Annotated in this window: 12 protein-coding genes and 1 pseudogene; 6 read left to right on the top strand and 7 right to left on the bottom strand. The window is 65.8% G+C overall.

Going from position 1 to position 16,092, the window contains the following annotated elements; translation table 11 throughout:
- Window positions 1-31 precede the first annotated feature (31 nt).
- From ACFV2X_RS48660 to eccE, 3 genes are all read right to left on the bottom strand, one after another.
- Window positions 32-262: a DUF397 domain-containing protein gene (locus ACFV2X_RS48660; RefSeq protein WP_014175992.1), complete on the bottom strand. Its 231-nt coding sequence runs from the start codon at window positions 260-262 to the stop codon at window positions 32-34.
- 206 nt (window positions 263-468) lie between these two features.
- Entirely contained in the window at window positions 469-1,335 is an 867-nt protein-coding gene (locus ACFV2X_RS48655; RefSeq protein WP_385629115.1) for a hypothetical protein, read from the bottom strand.
- Window positions 1,335-2,519: a type VII secretion protein EccE gene (gene eccE / locus ACFV2X_RS48650; RefSeq protein WP_385629113.1), complete on the bottom strand. Its 1,185-nt coding sequence runs from the start codon at window positions 2,517-2,519 to the stop codon at window positions 1,335-1,337. The genes ACFV2X_RS48655 and eccE overlap by 1 nt, the downstream gene beginning before the upstream one ends.
- A 359-nt stretch (window positions 2,520-2,878) precedes the next feature.
- Here eccE and eccB point away from each other — a divergent pair, with 359 nt between their 5' ends.
- The 6 genes from eccB (at window position 2,879) to ACFV2X_RS48620 (ending at window position 10,317) form a co-directional block, all read left to right on the top strand.
- Entirely contained in the window at window positions 2,879-4,450 is a 1,572-nt protein-coding gene (gene eccB, locus ACFV2X_RS48645) for a type VII secretion protein EccB (protein ID WP_385629111.1), read from the top strand.
- 3 nt (window positions 4,451-4,453) lie between these two features.
- Window positions 4,454-5,731, top strand: a complete 1,278-nt coding sequence (mycP, locus tag ACFV2X_RS48640; RefSeq protein WP_385629109.1) for a type VII secretion-associated serine protease mycosin — start codon at window positions 4,454-4,456, stop codon at window positions 5,729-5,731.
- Between the two features lie 133 nt (window positions 5,732-5,864).
- On the top strand, window positions 5,865-6,332 hold the full coding sequence (locus tag ACFV2X_RS48635) for a hypothetical protein (protein ID WP_385629106.1): 468 nt from the start codon (window positions 5,865-5,867) through the stop codon (window positions 6,330-6,332).
- Between the two features lie 1,667 nt (window positions 6,333-7,999).
- Window positions 8,000-9,262, top strand: coding sequence for a type VII secretion-associated serine protease mycosin (gene mycP, locus ACFV2X_RS48630; RefSeq protein WP_385629103.1), 1,263 nt, complete (start codon window positions 8,000-8,002; stop codon window positions 9,260-9,262).
- Between the two features lie 256 nt (window positions 9,263-9,518).
- Complete coding sequence (locus ACFV2X_RS48625; RefSeq protein WP_385629101.1) at window positions 9,519-9,923, top strand: WXG100 family type VII secretion target; 405 nt, start codon at window positions 9,519-9,521, stop codon at window positions 9,921-9,923.
- A gap of 88 nt (window positions 9,924-10,011) precedes the next feature.
- Window positions 10,012-10,317: a WXG100 family type VII secretion target gene (locus ACFV2X_RS48620; protein ID WP_358646122.1), complete on the top strand. Its 306-nt coding sequence runs from the start codon at window positions 10,012-10,014 to the stop codon at window positions 10,315-10,317.
- 231 nt (window positions 10,318-10,548) lie between these two features.
- Here ACFV2X_RS48620 and ACFV2X_RS48615 read toward each other — a convergent pair whose 3' ends face one another.
- The 4 genes and pseudogenes from ACFV2X_RS48615 to ACFV2X_RS48600 all read right to left on the bottom strand — a co-directional run bounded on the left by ACFV2X_RS48615 (window position 10,549) and on the right by ACFV2X_RS48600 (window position 16,067).
- Entirely contained in the window at window positions 10,549-12,687 is a 2,139-nt protein-coding gene (locus ACFV2X_RS48615) for a hypothetical protein (protein WP_385629099.1), read from the bottom strand.
- 29 nt (window positions 12,688-12,716) lie between these two features.
- On the bottom strand, window positions 12,717-13,190 hold the full coding sequence (locus tag ACFV2X_RS48610; protein ID WP_385629096.1) for a hypothetical protein: 474 nt from the start codon (window positions 13,188-13,190) through the stop codon (window positions 12,717-12,719).
- Window positions 13,191-14,854: 1,664 nt separating this feature from the next.
- Window positions 14,855-15,475: pseudogene (locus ACFV2X_RS48605) on the bottom strand (DUF6531 domain-containing protein).
- The gene (locus tag ACFV2X_RS48600) at window positions 15,366-16,067 is read right to left on the bottom strand and encodes a hypothetical protein (protein ID WP_385629148.1); all 702 of its coding nucleotides are present in this window, start codon (window positions 16,065-16,067) and stop codon (window positions 15,366-15,368) included. Before ACFV2X_RS48600 ends, ACFV2X_RS48605 begins: the two are co-directional and overlap by 110 nt.
- Between the last annotated feature and the right edge of the window lie 25 nt (window positions 16,068-16,092).

Below are 16,092 nucleotides of genomic sequence, written 5' to 3'. Positions count from 1 at the left end.
CCCTGACCGCCGTCGGACCGCTCACCGCGGCTCACTGCAGGTCGAATTCACCGTCCCGCGCGCCGAGCACAAAGGCGCGCCATTCGGCTTCGGTGTAGCGCAGCACCGTCTCGGGATCGGCCGAGTTCCGCATGGCGACCGCGCCGCCCGGCAGATAGGCGATCTCCACCCGGTCTTCGGAGGCGCTGCCGGGCGCGCTGAGCCACTCGACATCGGAGATGTCGAGCGCGTACAGCTCTGCCTTCTCGTTGGCGTCGGCCATTGGTGCGTACGTCCCTTCGGAAACTGCGGAAACTGCGGAAAGCCAACGTGTTCACGGAAAGGAGCCGCGTGGACACTGTCGCGGCCAGTGTCGTCCGCCGAGCGCGCCGAGGCAATCGAACTTGACAGCCGCCCCGGAGCCCTGAAGCGCGGCCCGGCCCCTCGCTCGCCTGACTCGGCCCATCTGCCCGTCAGCCCATCTGCCCGTCAGTCCATACGGCGGGGCGCGCCCAGCAGACCGGACTCGGCGTCGGTCGGCTGCGTCGCCACGTACAGCCGCGCATGGCGGGTGCACCAGAGGGTGACCCCGTCCGCCAGCGTGGACAGCGCGGACACGTCGACGGCGGGCAGCCCCATGATGCGGCCGATCTGCGTCGCCTCGTCCGGGGACACCCGCTGGATGCCCACCAGGCCCGCGTTCTCCATCAACCGGGGGGCGACCGGGCTGAGATACGGCAGCAGCGTCAGTACGGACTGCCAGGGCGCGGCGGTCACCCGACCCCGTGGCGGCCGCATCCCGGCGTCCCGGACGACCAGTACCGGGCTGCTCACCGAGGCGCCCTGCGGCGGCACCCGCCCCACGTCATGCAGGGTGATGCACTGCTGGTTGTTGTTCGCGGCCTGGGCCAGCGACGTCCACATCTGCTGCCGGCCGGTCTCCACGGTGACCCGGGCGCCCGTGGCGACCGCGCGCAGGCCGATCACCTGCGCCGTCCACAGGCCGCCGACCAGCAGGACGTTGAACGGAGAGGGGCGGTGCAGCCCCAGCACCGCGGGCTGCCCCTGCCCGTCCGCGCCGATCACGATGCCGTCGTCGCCGACGGGCAGCGCAAGCGACTCGAACTGCTCGGGCGGCACCTCATGGCGCTGCCGGCGCGGCCCGAGCAGCCCGAAGCCCGACCACTGCTTGCGCGGCGGCGCGGGCGCGGGCTCCGGCTCGGGCGCCTGCCCGGGGCCGGGAAGACCCGGGCCGGAGCCAGGGCTGGGGAATCCGGGGCCCGGGACGGGGCCAGGGAAACCAGGACCAGGGCCGGGGAAAGCTGCCCCGTTCGGGGCGGTTGCGGGCGTGGCCATCAGCGGGTCCCTCCCAGGGGCAGAGTGGCGAGGACACCGGGCACCTGCTCGCGGTCCAGCCGCACCAGCCCGATCCGCACCCCGCGCGCCGTACGCTCCAGCTCCTTGCGGATGCTGACCAGCTCATCGGCGCTACGGCCGGTGATCCGCACATGGCCGCTGATGGTCGGCGCGTGCCGACCGCCCAGCTTGCCACCGCGGCGCAGCGTGAGGCTGAGGGTCGTCGACAGCGCGGGCAGCGAGGTCAGCAGCGCGGCCAGCTGGGGCAGCGGCGCCGACGCCGCATCCAACTGCGGCCAGCGGCCGATCCAGTAGGCGGTGTGCCAGCGGTCGTCGCACCGCCAGGCACGCGCGCTCTCCAGGGTGCGGCGGTTGAGCGTGTCCCGCCGCCCGGCCTGCGCCGTGGCCCGCTGGTTGGCGCTCGCGGCGGTCGCGACCGCGGCGGTCAGCGACTCCTCCGTCAGCACCGTCACCCCGAAGCCGGCCCCTTGCAGCCTGCTCGCCAACTGGTCCGCCGCGCGCAGCAGACACCGCTGCGCGCCGCCCATGCCGCCGCCGCGCGCGGCCACGGCCTCCGGGCACAGCTCCGGGTCGAACTTCAGCGCCACCCACGTCATACGGACCGCGGGCGCGCCGGTCTGCGCCTGCAGCGGCGCGTAGTTGCGCAAGGCCAGCGACTGGGCCGGCAGATGGTACGCGGGCGCGGGCAGCGTGTGCTGGACGACCTGCACCGACTCCAGCAGGATCCCGTCCACCTCCATGGCGTCCCGCAGCAGGGCCAGCGGGAGCGGCTGCTGCGCGCGCTGCGGCCGCAGCGGCGCGTCCACCGCCTTCACCTGAATCACCGCCGTCAGGAAGGTGCCGTCCCCGACCATGCCCACCGCCCGCCGGTCGCGGTCGATGAACGTCAGGGTCCGCAGCGCCGGTTCGCACTCCACGGCGATCGCGAAGCCGGGGTCCGTGCCCGCGTCGAGCGGCTTCGCCGCCAGCCGCTTGCGCCGCCGCAGCGAGCCGGCGGTGCTCAGCCACTCCGATATGGGCTGCTGACGGCGGCGTACGACGGCGAGCAGCACCAGCACCAGGCCCACGGCCGCGGCCGGCACCAGCAACAGCTCGTCGACGACCCACGCGACCAGCACGATCGCCGCGGCCACCTCGATCAGCACCAGCTGCTGCAGCCGCACCGGCCCGAAACTGCCCGACCGGGAGGCCGGCCGCGGCGTGACCGCTCCCGAGGCGGGTGGCGCCGCCGATGCGGGCGCGGGGGCGGGCGAAGACCCGGAGGACGCCCGCGAGCGGGATTCGCCCGATCCCCTCCGACCGGATCCGCTCCCCGCGGTGCGTGCGCGCGTGGCGGCAGCCATCCCCGTCAGCCCCTTAAAGTCCGAAACACACCCGAAAGGCCCGGCGGACGTCCGTGGCCGGATCGTCCCCGAGCGACACGAGCCAATTCCTTCCCGGCATAGTAGAGGGTCGGTACGACACCCGGACCGAGGGCAGTGCCCGAAGGCCGAGGCCGAAAAGCGGGGAGATACGGCTAAAGATGGCATCACGGCGGGATGAGCTCAACGCCTATACATTCGCGAAGAAGCGGACAGTCGCCGCGTTCTTGCAACCCTCACCGAGCGGTACGGAGGAGGGCGCCCCGCGCCCGCTGCGTACGGTCCTCCCCGGCGTCGTCATAGGCGCCCTGATCCTCGCCGGATTCGGGGCCTGGGGCATGTTCAAGCCGGTCGCCCCCAAGGGCTGGGACGAGGTGGGCGCCCATGTCATCGTCGGCTCCAACTCCACCACCCGCTATGTCATCCTCAAGACCGACGGCAAGGTGCAGCTGCACCCCGTCCTCAACTTCGCGTCCGCCAAGCTCCTGCTCACCGGCGACAAGTCCAGCGTCGTCAAGGTGAAGGAGTCCGAGCTCGACAACGGCCACATCCCGCGCGGCCCGACGATCGGCATCCCGTACGCTCCCGACCGGCTGCCCAGCGCCGACGAGGCGGGCAAGCAGAAGGAGTGGGCCGTTTGCGAGCAGCCCGGCGGCAAGGGGAAAACCATCCAAAAGGCGGTTTTCCTGTTCTCTGACGGCGACCCGAAGGGCAAGAAGCTGCGGAGCTCGCAGCGGCTGAACGGCGCCCAGGCCCTCTATGTGCAGGGCCAGGACGACGCCCGCTATCTGGTCGATCCACAGGGCACCAAGTATCTGATCGGCGGCGCCAAATGGAAGCAGCTGCCGTCGGAGAAGTACGACCTCCTGCTCCGCTCCATCTTCCGGGACGGCGCCAAACCGCAGCGCGTCACCAAGGACTGGCTGGCGACCTTCCGGGACGGTGCACCCATCTCCTTCCCCGAGGTCCCGGGCCGGATCGGCGCCGACGCCGGAGTCGGCACCCTTCCGGACGAGGCCAACAAGGTCGGCATGGTCCTCGAAGCGAACACCGGCACCGGTACCCAGTACTACGTCGTCCTGCAAGGCAAGGTGCAGCGCATCTCGGAGTTCATCGAGAAGCTCCTCCTCAACAGCGAACAGCTCAAGGACCTCGGCCAGGCCGGCCGGGCGGAGCGGGTGAGCGGCGCGACCTTCACCCCGGAGGGGGACTTCTACGACACGTACGAGTGGCCGACGAAGATCCCGGAGCAGGCCAACTCCATCGAGCAGCAGGAGACCCTGGGCAGCGCCGAGCGGGACACCGTCTGCAGCATCATGAGCGGAATGACGTCCAAGCACACGCCCGAGCTGGCCACCTGGGCGGGCACCGACTTCCCCGCCACCATCCCGGACGGCGCCACCAGCGCCTACGTGACCCCTGGATCCGGCCTCCTCTATCGCCAGGTCACCGGCCGCCAGAACACGAGCGGCGCGATCTTTCTCGTCACGGACACCGGACTTCGCTATGTGGTCCAGTCCAATAACGACAGCGATACAGACAAGTCGAAGATCAACGATGGCAGTTCCGATCAGTCGGGAACCAATTCCGCGCAGCAGGACGTCAATCAGGCTCAGATAAGGCTCGGTTACAAGGAACTCATTCCGGTGCCCGTACCCGCCAACTGGTCGGAGTTCCTGCCGAGGGGACCGCGCCTGGACACCAACAGCGCCAAGCAGCCGCAGGGGTCGTAGCCGATGAGCAACACTCAGCGGAAGAGGACGAAGAAGGCACTCTTCCTATCAACAGCGGCGGCCCTCACAGCCCTCTCCGCGTCCCAGGGACCGGTGATACCGGCGGGACCCCTCTCCCTGGCGGGCACAGGCGAGTGCACGTACCCCGCCAAACAGATCAAGGGCACCCCCTGGTCGCTGCAGCGCGTCCTGCTCGACCAGCTGTGGCAGGACACCAAGGGCATCGACAAGAAGTCCGGCCGCCCCGTTCTCGTTGCCGTCATCGACACGGGCGTCGACAACAAGAACCCGCAGCTCACCGACGCGGTCGACGCCAAGCTCGGCTTCGAGGTCCGTAAATCCGGCAAGAACAGCCTGGAAAAGGGCAAGAAGGGCGACGGTACGGACGACCTGGTCGGCCACGGCACCAAGGTCGCCGGCATCATCGCCGCCCGCCCCCACGACGGCACGGGCTTCGTCGGCCTCGCCCCGGCCGCCAAGATCCTCCCGATCCGCCAGAACGACGAAAAGGGCTCGGGCACCACGGACACGATGGCCACCGCCATCGACAAGGCGGTTGAGAAGCGCGCCCGAGTGATCAACATCTCCCAGGACACCGTCAAACCGCTGCAAGCCAACAACAACCTCGAACGCGCGATCAACAACGCCCTTCAGAACGACGTCGTCGTGATCGCCTCCGCCGGCAACGACGGCATCGACGGCAAGGTCAAGAAGACCTACCCCGCCGCCTACAAGGGCGTCCTCGCCGTCGGCTCCTCCGACCGCAACAACGAGCGCGCCCCCTTCTCCCAGGCCGGCGACTTCGTCGGCGTCGCGGCCCCCGGCGTCGACATGGTCTCCACGGTCCCCGGCGGCGGCCAGTGCGTCGACAACGGAACCAGCTTCTCCGCCCCCTACGTCGCCGGCGTCGCCGCCCTCATCCGCGCCAAGCACCCCGACTGGAAGCAGAACCAGGTCGTCGCCCAAATCGAGCAGACCGCCGAACGCGCCGTCAATGGCCACGACCCCTACGTCGGCTGGGGCGTCGTGGACCCCGTCCGCGCCCTCACCGAAGACGACCACCCCATCTACCACGTCACCCTCGACAAAAGCGCCGCCCACAACGTCGACGCCCCCCAACCCGCCACCCTCACCCTCGGCGAAACCCCCCAGGAACGCCGCGAGCGCCTGGCCACCTACGCCCTGGGCGGCGGAGCCCTCCTCGTCGCGATGATCACCGGCGCGGCAGCCGTACTCCACGAACACAAGCGACGCCGCTCCGCAACTGCGGGACGTCCCTGATGACTTATGGACACCAAGGGATAACGTCTGTTACAGAGTCGTCGAGTTAGTTTGACCATATGCTAGTTGGGCCGCACTGGTGAGACCACTAGAGTGGCTTAGGGCATCGTGGGTGTCATACGGGGAGGATGCGATGGCGAAACCAGTCGAACCAGGCGGTCCGGCTCCACAGTCGCCGTTCGGCAAGAGCATGGCCAAGGAAGCCGAGACCTTGGCCAAGTTCAAGGGCCGGATTGACAAGGTTTTGTCCGAACTTGAGAAGTCGCCGGCGTCCAAGAAGAAGATTGACGAGCAAACAATCACCAGGGCTTCGTACGGGGGCAAGATCAGCTCTGCTGACGATTTGTCTAAGCTTTACGATCAGGTTCACGAGAAGCTCAAGAGCTGGTCCAAGATCTTTGGTGATCAACTTGAGGCGATGGGTATTGCGGCACTGATTGCCGAAAAGGGAATCGATGGCGTTGACGCTGAGCAGAGGCGCCGCTTGCAGCAGATCCAAGCCGAGTCGATGAAGAACTATCGTGACCCCAAGACCGGCAAGCCGGTGATAGGGGACACCACGCCACACGGCGCCAAGTCTGTCGGCCCGGATGCACTTTGAGGGGGTAGAAGCAGATGGGTGAGGGGAAGTCCGGGAAGTTCGAAAGCGCCAGCCACTATGAGCTCTACGAGATGGTGCGGGCCTCCAACCCGACTCAGTTGAGCGACGCGGGACTTGCGCTGATGACCGCGTATACCGACTTGGACGGCATTGCGGACGAGATGCTCGCACATGCCGACAACGTCAAGTGGAAGGGCACGGGAAGCGAGTCTTTCCGTACGTGGGTCGAGGAGATGTCCAAGCAGACCCGCAAGATGGCTGACTACACGTTGCTCGTCGGCACGAACATGAGCATCGCCGGTCAAGGGTTGTCAGACGTCAAGTCGGCTATGCCGAAGCCGGACACGATGTGCTACGCGGACGAGGAGAAGGAGAAGGCTCGGCTGAAGAATGCCGAGCCCAACCGTCAAGAGGCCATCAAGCAGATCGAGAAGCTGGACTCTTACTACACGACGGCACAGACCGATATTTCGGGGCTTGAAGAGCCGAACTTCCCGGTCCTGCCACCTGATTTCGTTCCGAGCGACGCTGGCGGCGAACGCGCCATCCCTGGGACGGGAACGGCGTCATACGCAGCGGGCGGCGGAGGAGGCGTTCCTCATGCTACGTCGCTGTCCGCTTCTGACCACATTGCGGTAGGCCCGAAGGCTGCGCCAGTACACCCGGCTGAGGTGAGCCCCCACACACCTGTGACCCCGAACGGCGGCAGCGTGATCCCGGGAGTGGGCGTCCCGGATCCGACCAACACTGCGATTGACTCCGTCAAGGTCCCGCCGGCGCCGGACACGATCAACAGGCCCAGCACTCTTCATCCGATGCCCGACGTTCCCAACGTGCCGTCGCAGGGGCCCTCGATGCCTCCGGCCCCCGGCCTCCCTGGGCCGAGGCCGGTCATCCCCACTGCTCCGTCTGTTGGTCGAACTGCACCGATCCCTGGACCCGGACAGCTGGGCAAGCTCCCCCCGACCGCACCAAGCACACCGCGGACGTCGAGTCTGACCCCGCGTATTCCGACGAACGATGGAATTGTCGGAGGAAAGCGCACCGTCGGGCCGACCAACGCTCCTCGGATTCCGCGTGGCATGGTGGTCGGTGAGGAACCGCATGCCCCGATGGCACGTGGCCCCGTCGGACCGGGCGGTCATTTCCTTCACGGCCCCACCCCCACTACGGCCAGCGGTTCCGGACGACGACTTGTGACGGAGCCGGGAGGCATGGTTGACCGCCCGAAGGGGACGAACCCGCCTGGGCGGAGTCTGCCGCGCAGCATGGTTGTGGGGGAGGAGCGCGGTGTTCTGCCTCGTGGACCTCTGAGCGCGGGAGCTCACCCGGTCGACGGCAGTGCGCACACTCCCGGCGGCACAAGCTCGGGCCGACGGTTGACGTCGGAGCCTGGCGGTGTCACGGGAGGGCCGCGTGTCCCACGTGAGGGGCGCTCCGAGTTCACTCAGGGGGGTTCGGGGCTCGTGCGCGGGATCCAGAGCCCTGGGGTGGCACCGCACTCCGGAAGTGTGCCGGCTAATGGTGGTCAGCGCACTCACGGGACCAGGCCTGGCTACCTTGAAGAGGATGAAGAGACGTGGTCCGGTGGGCGGCGCAACACCGTTCCGCCTGTCATCGAGTAGTTCAACTCGCACCCTCCGAAACTTTTGAGGAGACCACTCCACATGCCACGGGCGAACTCCAAGCTGCGTCAGCGGGCCTTGTCGGCTCTGGCGTCGTTCGGTGTCGGGCTCATTCCGCTGATTGGCTCTGCATCCTCGGCGGCAGCACAGGATGTCAGCTCTCAGCAGTGGTATCTGAATGCGATGCAGGCCGAAGGCATGTGGGGCGTGAGTAAAGGGAAAAGCATCACGGTTGCCGTGATTGACACGGGCGTGAATGCAGAGGTTCCTGAGTTGCGCGGTCAGGTCTTGAAGGGGGTGGATGTATCCCGTACACCGACAGATGTCCGTGAGGACAAAAACGGCCACGGGACCAACATGGCTGCGCTGATCGCGGGTACGGGAGCTGGCGATGGGATTCAAGGACTGGCACCCGGGGCAAAGGTACTGCCAATCAAAGCGATGGTGAGTGGCTCGGACGTCGCTGGGCCGCTCATGGCCAAAGCTATTCGGTATGCTGTTGATCACGGTGCGCGAGTCCTGAACATCTCGCTTGGATCAGCTGGAGTTCCCTCCCAGTTCAACGAAACTCAGCATGCCGTGGATTATGCGCTCAAAAAGGGAGCGTTGGTATTCGCTGCTGTCGGGAACACAGGAGATGCGGCTAACTCGGCAGAGTTCCCCGCGTCTCTGCGTGGTGTGGTTGGAGTTGGCGCGATTGACCGCGAGGGCAAGGCAGCCAAATTTTCAACCACTGGGAATCAGGTTGCCTTGGTCGCGGTGGGCAGCGAGATCGTCGGGCATTGTCTGACGAAAGCCGGAAGCATGTGCATGTCCCGAGGTACTAGTCAAGCCACTGCCATCGCCTCTGCCTCCGCCGCCCTCATCTGGTCCAAGCACCCCAAGTGGACCAACAACCAAGTCCTCCGCGTCATGATGCAGACCGCCGCGAAACCCGAAAGCGGCGAAATCCCAAGCTCCTACGTCGGCTACGGCTCCATCCGCCCCCGCAAGGTCCTCCTGGACGGAGAGGGAGACCCCGGCCCAGCCAACGTCAACCCTCTCCTGGCCCGCGAGGGTGCGACGAAGCCGGCCCCCTCCGCATCGGCCTCCGCTTCCAAGTCCCCGAGCTCCGACCCACAGTCGACGCCCACGGCCACCGACGACAAAAAAGGCGACAATAAAACCGTCGCGGAGTCCAAGAAAAACGACGACAACAGCAGTACCCTCTGGATCGCCATTGGCGTAGGTATCGCGGTACTCCTCGCGGCCGCCGTCGCCATCGTGCTAGTCCGTCGCCGCGGCAGCGCATCGGTTGGCCTATGACCAGCTGCCACTGCCAGGTGCCGGACTGGGTACTTCGCCAAGACACCCCCAGGGAGCTGGGGTGCTGCCGAGCACTGAGCTCTCGTTCAACAAATGAAATAACCGTGAACGTTGAGCGAGGTGTTGCGGACGCTTACTACAATGTGTAGGACACCTGTAAGCAGTACGATGAATCCCAAGGGATTCGCGCACAGCGGTGAGTTGAAGAGCGAAACCCCATGTCAACTCACCAACACTTCATGGGGGAAGGTGGAAAATGAGCAAGCAGCGGGTTAGCGATGACGCGTTCCGGATATTCACGAATGAGCTCGACCAGTCCATCCAGGGATTCGCCAGCAACATGAAGCTCATGGCGGACATCCTCGCCACGGTGGACTCGGGCTGGCAGGGGCAGGGCGCCGGCGCCTTCAAGAAGGCTCAGATGGACCTGGAGCAGGACCACGACGCCGTCCGCCGCCTGGTCGACGGCATCCGTGAGGCCGTGGCCCTGACCCACCGTGCCAGTGGCGCGAACGACGACGACATCGCCAGTCAGCTGAAGGGCATCGACGTCAACGGCGCTGCCGCTGGCGGACACATCACCCCGGGCAGCGGCGTGGGCGGCCTCGGTGCTGGCACCGACGCCCCGATCACTTCGTACTCGAAGGTCGACGGCTTCTAAGCCATGCAATAAGGGGTGCTTGATGGCACAGTGGCACCCCTTCAGCGACCAACAACAACGCATACAGAACTATCGAGTTGGGGGACAAGTGTCCACACCAGACGGAATTCTCGTCGACTACGAGTCGGTACTGCAGCTCGCCACGCAGCTCCGCACGGCGGCCGGCAACGTCCGCAAGGAGATGCAGGACATCCAGGGGGCTGTGAAGAAGGTCACCGCGGGCTGGGAGGGTGAGGCTCACCAGGCCATGCTCGCGGCCGAGAAGCAGTTCCAGGCCCGCGCCGACCACATCCAGGCTCTCGTGACCAAGGTCGCGACTCTGGTCGAGTCGGGCAAGGACGCGTACCACGCGACGGACGTGAAGGCGTCGAAGCTGTTCAGCGTGAGCTACTGAGCTGAGCGATTTGCCTCCGCGATGGGGTGGGCAGCGGTTACACCGCCGCCCACCCCATCGGCGTTCTACGGAGTCCCGCACAGGCGCCGAACGGCTGAACAGTGACCGGCTCTTGCGCCATATGCAAAAGCCGCCGGGGAGGCAGAAGCCTCCACCGGCGGCTGATGGGCAGACACAGGCAGGTGAGCCAGCAAGCCGAACGGTTGCCCGGACGATCGGCTCGTCGGCTCATCAGTCCAGATAAATGAGCGCTTCCGACCGCGCGCTGTCGTAACGCTCCTGCCCGGAGCCGACGAGGTGCCGCGACAGCCCGGTCTCCTTGTCGTAGCCGTTCTCCTGGGCCCACCCCGCGACCATATGGTTCACCTGCTTCTGGCCGGTGGTGAAGTGATACTCGGTCTTCTGGGCCGCCGCGGCGTTCGCCTGGGCGATCTGGTCCTCTTTCCAGTCGTAGGCGGCCGCGTAGAGAACGCGGTAGGCGGCATCCGTGATGAAGCCGGTGGGTTGGCCTTTGAGGGCGCTGGCAGCAGCCTGCATGCCGCCTGTGACGACGAATTCGGCTGTCTGAATGTGATTCGCTCGCGCGACGGCGTGGTCCTTGTCGTCGCGAACAATGTCGGAGTTGATGCCGTCGTAGAAGCCGAAGACGTGCGACGCCCCTTCGATGGCTGCGGCACGTTCGTTCGGATCGCTGAAGTTGGTTTGGGAAAGGGTCCCCGCAGAGTAGAACTTCTCAGCTTCGAACATCTCGCCGAACGCCTTACCGTCCTCCGCCACACCACGCATGATGCGGGTGAGGCTCTCTTTGGGAACGGACATATGGGCGTCCTTGCCACCCGTGCCGTCGTGCCACACGCCGTCCTTGTCCATGTACGGACCAGTGCCGCTCAGGATTTCATGGGTTTCGGGCGTGTAGTCGACAAGCATGTGGCCCAAGTTCGACCGCAAATTGTAGTGTACGTCGGTGCCCTTCCGGCCGTCGTCGAGGATCTTGATGGTGTCGTGCATCACCCGGGACTCAGCCTCGGTGTGGTAGCCGAGGGTGTGGTCAGAGCCCGGGACGTTCCCGGTGGCGGCCGCCTCCAGCGCCGCGCCAAAGCCCATACGGGTGCCGGGGAGGTCCATGTGGCTGACGCCTATGTAGTTGGGCGAGGCCGTCGTCGGCCAATGACGATCCTTGAGCAGATACTGCAGGTGGTCGTTCTTGCCGTCCGCACCGGGGTCGAGGAACGATGTCGCGACGTCGGGCTGCTGGCTCATGATGCCGAGCAGGGTGTCGAGCGGATCGGTCGCTATGTTCTTGTGGGGGGCCAGTCCGTTGCCCACCCATGAGTCCCATCTGCCTGTCCCCTGACCATCGCTCTTCTCCAGAGTGATGATGTCGTTGCCCACGTCGGTCAGGAACTGCTTTCCGTAGTTCTTTCCGTGTGTCATCAGCTCGACGAACGACTGATACCCGTAGAGCGGGACCGTTCCCCCGTCGAAGTCCTTCGCACCCGCTTTGCGCAGGTCCTCGCGCCACTTCTTGTAGAAGGGATCGGAGGGGGACTGGGTGGCGGTGGCCAGGGAGGTGGCCACGCCTTCCTGGAGGGCGCGGAAGTCCTTCTTGTCGTCGCCCTTGGCCAGGTCGTTGAACTTGAGGTTCAGATCGATGGTGCCCTTGGGGCCGAGGCCGGCCAGGAACGTCTGGCTGAACACCTTGTTGTGCTCGTTATCCCGGAACAGCCGCTGGAACTCAGCCATCTCCTTGTCGCTGAGCTTGTCGCCGGAGTTGATCCGGGTAGCGAGGTCTTCGGCTTCCTTGGCCTCGACCTTCTCGATGTCGCCTTCCGCCTTGCCGTTGAACCCGCTGCCCGCCGGGTCGAGGACGTTGGGGTCCTGCACCGCCGCCTTGAGGGCGAGCTTCACGCCCTGGTCGGCGTCATCGACCGCCCTGACCGCCGCTTCGATGTACCGGGTCCATGACTGCTCGGTGCTGTGCAGATCCGGGTCATGACGCGCGGCATTCGCATCGGAGGCGCTGGCCTTCGCATAGTCATAGCTCGCGATGCCGGCCTCCGAGACCTTCATACCGGCCTTCACGGCGTCCGCGACCGCGGACTTCACCTTCCCGCGCAAATCGACGAACTGGGTGTGCGCGTCCCGCAGGATCGAGGCGATGGCACGGGCTTCCTTCGGCGCCGCGGTGAACTGCTCGTCTGTCACCTGCATGTTGGGGCGCGCGACCAGCAGCGACACACCATTCCAAGTCCCGTCGAGTCCGACCGACTTGACCTTGCTGTCGTAAATCTTCCGGACTGCCTCGAACTGTTTGGCGGCCTCATCCCACTTGGTGGCGGCCGTCTCGAGGAGGGACAGGTCGATGGTCATGACCTGGTGGTAAGTGAGCACGAGCCCCCCTAGCGGTAGTAGTCCGAGATACGAGACGAGAACGGAGTGTTGTCCGAGTACTGGGCAGGCGGAACGGCTGTGGTGAGCTCCGACCCAACCTGGAAGTCATTGCCCAGGAAATACCTGTTGGTCCCGCTCAGCGCGGACTTCTCCTGCGAGAGGCGTGCTTGAAGTGCCTTGACCGAGGTGTGCCAGCCCTTGAGGGCCTCGGTGAGCCCACTCCCGGTGGCCCAGTCCTTGAACTCCTTCTGGGCCTTCTCGGTCGTTTCGTCGACGCACTCGCCGGCCTTCTTCGTGTCCGGCTCGACGTCGGTTGTCAAAGCATTGACGGCGCTCTTCTTCTTGGACGCGCTCGACTTCAGGGTGAGTGTTCCAGGAAGGCTCGGACCAGGGGGGTTAGTCTGGTTGAGCTGCATGTGGGTGGACTTCCGCCCCGCCGCGGCGTCGGTGCGGAGCTTGGACCACTCGTCCTCAAAGGTCATGATTCCCCCATGGCTAGGCATCAAGTGGCGCGTCGCATACGGCGATTAGCCTTCCGAAGTTAGCACGCTGGTGCCTTGTTATTCACCCCTTTCGGGGCACACTGGTCGAACGATCGGTCGGTTTGTGCGTTTCGGCCCCTGAGTGCACGGCTTCTCCTTGCGGAGAATGACGCACCGACTACGCCGCGTGCTGGAGGCTCGAACCAGTGGTGTCCGGAAGGGAAACTTACGGGGTAAGACGCGCGCGCGTCTCTATGGGTTCCACGATGGATGTCATTCATGGGCTATGAACTGATCGCGACCCAAGAGGTGGTGGCTCGCACTTTAAGTCATCTCGCCGGTGCCTTGGGTTAGCGGCACGTTAAGTTGAGGATGCCTCTCGTTCTGTGCCCTCGGATGAGGGTGCCTGCTGCGGCGGCGGAGGGCGCGACTCTCGGCTTTCACTGCTTCGGAGTGGCTGCGGGAAAACGTTGAGCGTAAAAGAACCGTATAGGCCGAGCGGGTGACCTCGCTCAGGGTTGGCTCCGTGTTTCCGCGTAATTCCCTTGACAGGGCCATGAGTTGGCGGGAGTAAGCGGTCAAGCGTACGAAGCGAAGGCATGCTGTCCGCCTGGACCGCGCGTAGGTACCCGCGGAGTGCCGGCCATCCCAATGCCGAGCGGGGCGACCACGGATGCGGACTGGACATGGTCACGGGACTGACGGTCGGCTGGAGGCGGCACCGTATGGGGGCGGACCCGAAGGAGGTGTGGTGTGAGATCACCCTGCTGCTCAGCGCGCTTCCGTGGTACTCGCGTGGGCGCCTGGGAGGCCACCCCGCGCCTTGAGGGCCCCCGCGTGCTGCTGACGACCCGATGGGAGGGCCGCGGCGAGCTTATGGGTTGCTTGGCGTCACCCTTCTGGGACCGGTTCACGTCCACCCGTTGGCGGATGACGGCTATCTCGGCAACCGGGAACGCGATGGCCCCAGCGATCTCGCGGTGGATCCGGACGAGTTCTTTGTAGGGAGGGGCGGTCCAAAGAAAACTTGGGCGCTGTCGCTGGGCTCGGGCGGCGGCGTCCGCAGTCACGCCACGCCGAGGCTCGGCCGGGATGCGGCTGGCGGGCCTCAGTGTGTCAGTGCATATCGGATGAATTAGTCAAGAACATTGTTTTTGCCATTATTGAGAGAGGTTGAATCCTTTGCCGGCTCTCATGTTGGTCTCGCCATGAAGTCTCTGGTGGAGAGCGGTTTTCGCTTCTGGTAGCGACAGGCCGAGAACTCGGGAAGCTGCAAAGATCGCCTCGATAGGGGATTTTCCAAGCTCGCGCAACTTATGGAGTCAGGCCGCTTAAATATTGATCCATCCGGTTTTGGGGCGTGGCGCTCAAAATCGAGCACAGCGGTACTGCATCCCTCGGCGCGTGCTTGTGTTGCAGAGCGTATTTCATCTGCCTGAGCGCATCGGGGCCGACTGATGCTCGGCTGAGCCCTTCTGTTCCCTTCGGAATACCATGACACCATCCAGATGGAGGGTGTCGTCGTTCACGCGTACCGTCGCCATGGTCTCAATCGTCTGCCCAGAAAGCTCGAATAAGTCATCCCAGATGGAGCAGTCCACCTCGCCCGGTTGGGTGGGGAGGGGTGCCTCAGGGTGGTGCGGTGTTGCCAGGCGACGGTGCGGTCAGGGGTTACCGGCTCGGTCGGCGTGCCGACCAGGTCCGTGATGATCGCGTGGAAGCGCGTGTCGTACTCGGACTGGGTCGGTGATTGCGGCAGGCGGACCTGTCGCATTGGTGTCGACCTGGGTGGTGTGGCCCAATGGGTCGGCGACGGCGATGGGGTGGCGGTTGCTCTCGTGGATCGTGCGGTGGTGTTCCGGGACGGTGACGGTGAAGGCGCTGTCGGGCTTGCCGTCCCAGCACAGCGGCCAACGCGCCCCGGACGTGGGCAGCGTCGGGCCATCGGGCTCCGGCACCGGGTACGTGAGGAGCATCCCGTCGTCGGTGACGTAGACGACCCCGGCGTCGTCGATCTCCAGATGCTGGTCGAGCGTCCCGGCCCAGGTGCGGCCGAACCAGCCACCACACGGATGCCCCCGAAACATAGTGGCGCTCCAGCACTAGGGGGGAACTCCGGGTAACCGGACATCGGTGGCCGACATCACCATCTCGCCGGTCGCCACGTCGATCGGCTCACCGGCCGTGCAGCGCTCCGTGCCCGGGGTGCAGTTCCCATGGGGATCGCTGTCTGTCCGTTTGCGGGCGCTGCCGTCCCGGCGCAGCCCGCGTTCGCGGTTGAGCAGGCGCTGGGCGGCGTTCTTGGCCACGGAGCCGCCACGGCGCACCGCGCCGGAGCCGCCGGTGGCCAGGGCGAGGAGGAGTTCGAGGCGAGCTGGCTGGCGGCTCGGGCGGGGTTGCGCTGCCACTCGTCCCAGTCGGTGACGGCCTTGGCGAACTCCTTGGGAGGGGCGACGGCGTAGGCGATGCTGTGCTGGACGCCGGCCAGGTGGAGGCCGAGACCGTCCTGCCCGTCTTCGGCGAGGCTGTCGAAACCTTCGTACCACTCGCCCACGGTGTCGCCCATTCTGCCAACGAATTCCCCGAACTCCTTCTTGACGCTGTCCTAGCCTTTCGGCGTTGGGGGCTTGTCCGAGGCCTTCTTCGCCGTGTCGATGACCGGCCGCAGCTCACCCTCCAGCTTGTCCAGACGGCGGTAACCCCCTCCAGCGCCCCGATCCCCGGATCGTCATCCGGTGGATGCTCGGGCAGGGTGTCGTCCTTGCGGTCCACAGCGGCGTTGTACGCGTTGACGTCCTTCGGGTACGCCTTGGACGCCGCCCGCGCTGCTTCCACGTCCTCAATGAACGGCTTGACTCGCTTCTGCACCGAACGCAGCCTGTCCGCATAAGAGTCCAGGGCA

Origin of the sequence: Streptomyces sp. NPDC059679 (genome assembly GCF_042734105.1) — a bacterium.
Classification (GTDB): domain Bacteria; phylum Actinomycetota; class Actinomycetes; order Streptomycetales; family Streptomycetaceae; genus Streptomyces.
Note: the sequence above shows the minus strand (reverse complement) of the source record. Positions and strands in the feature narration are given on the sequence as shown.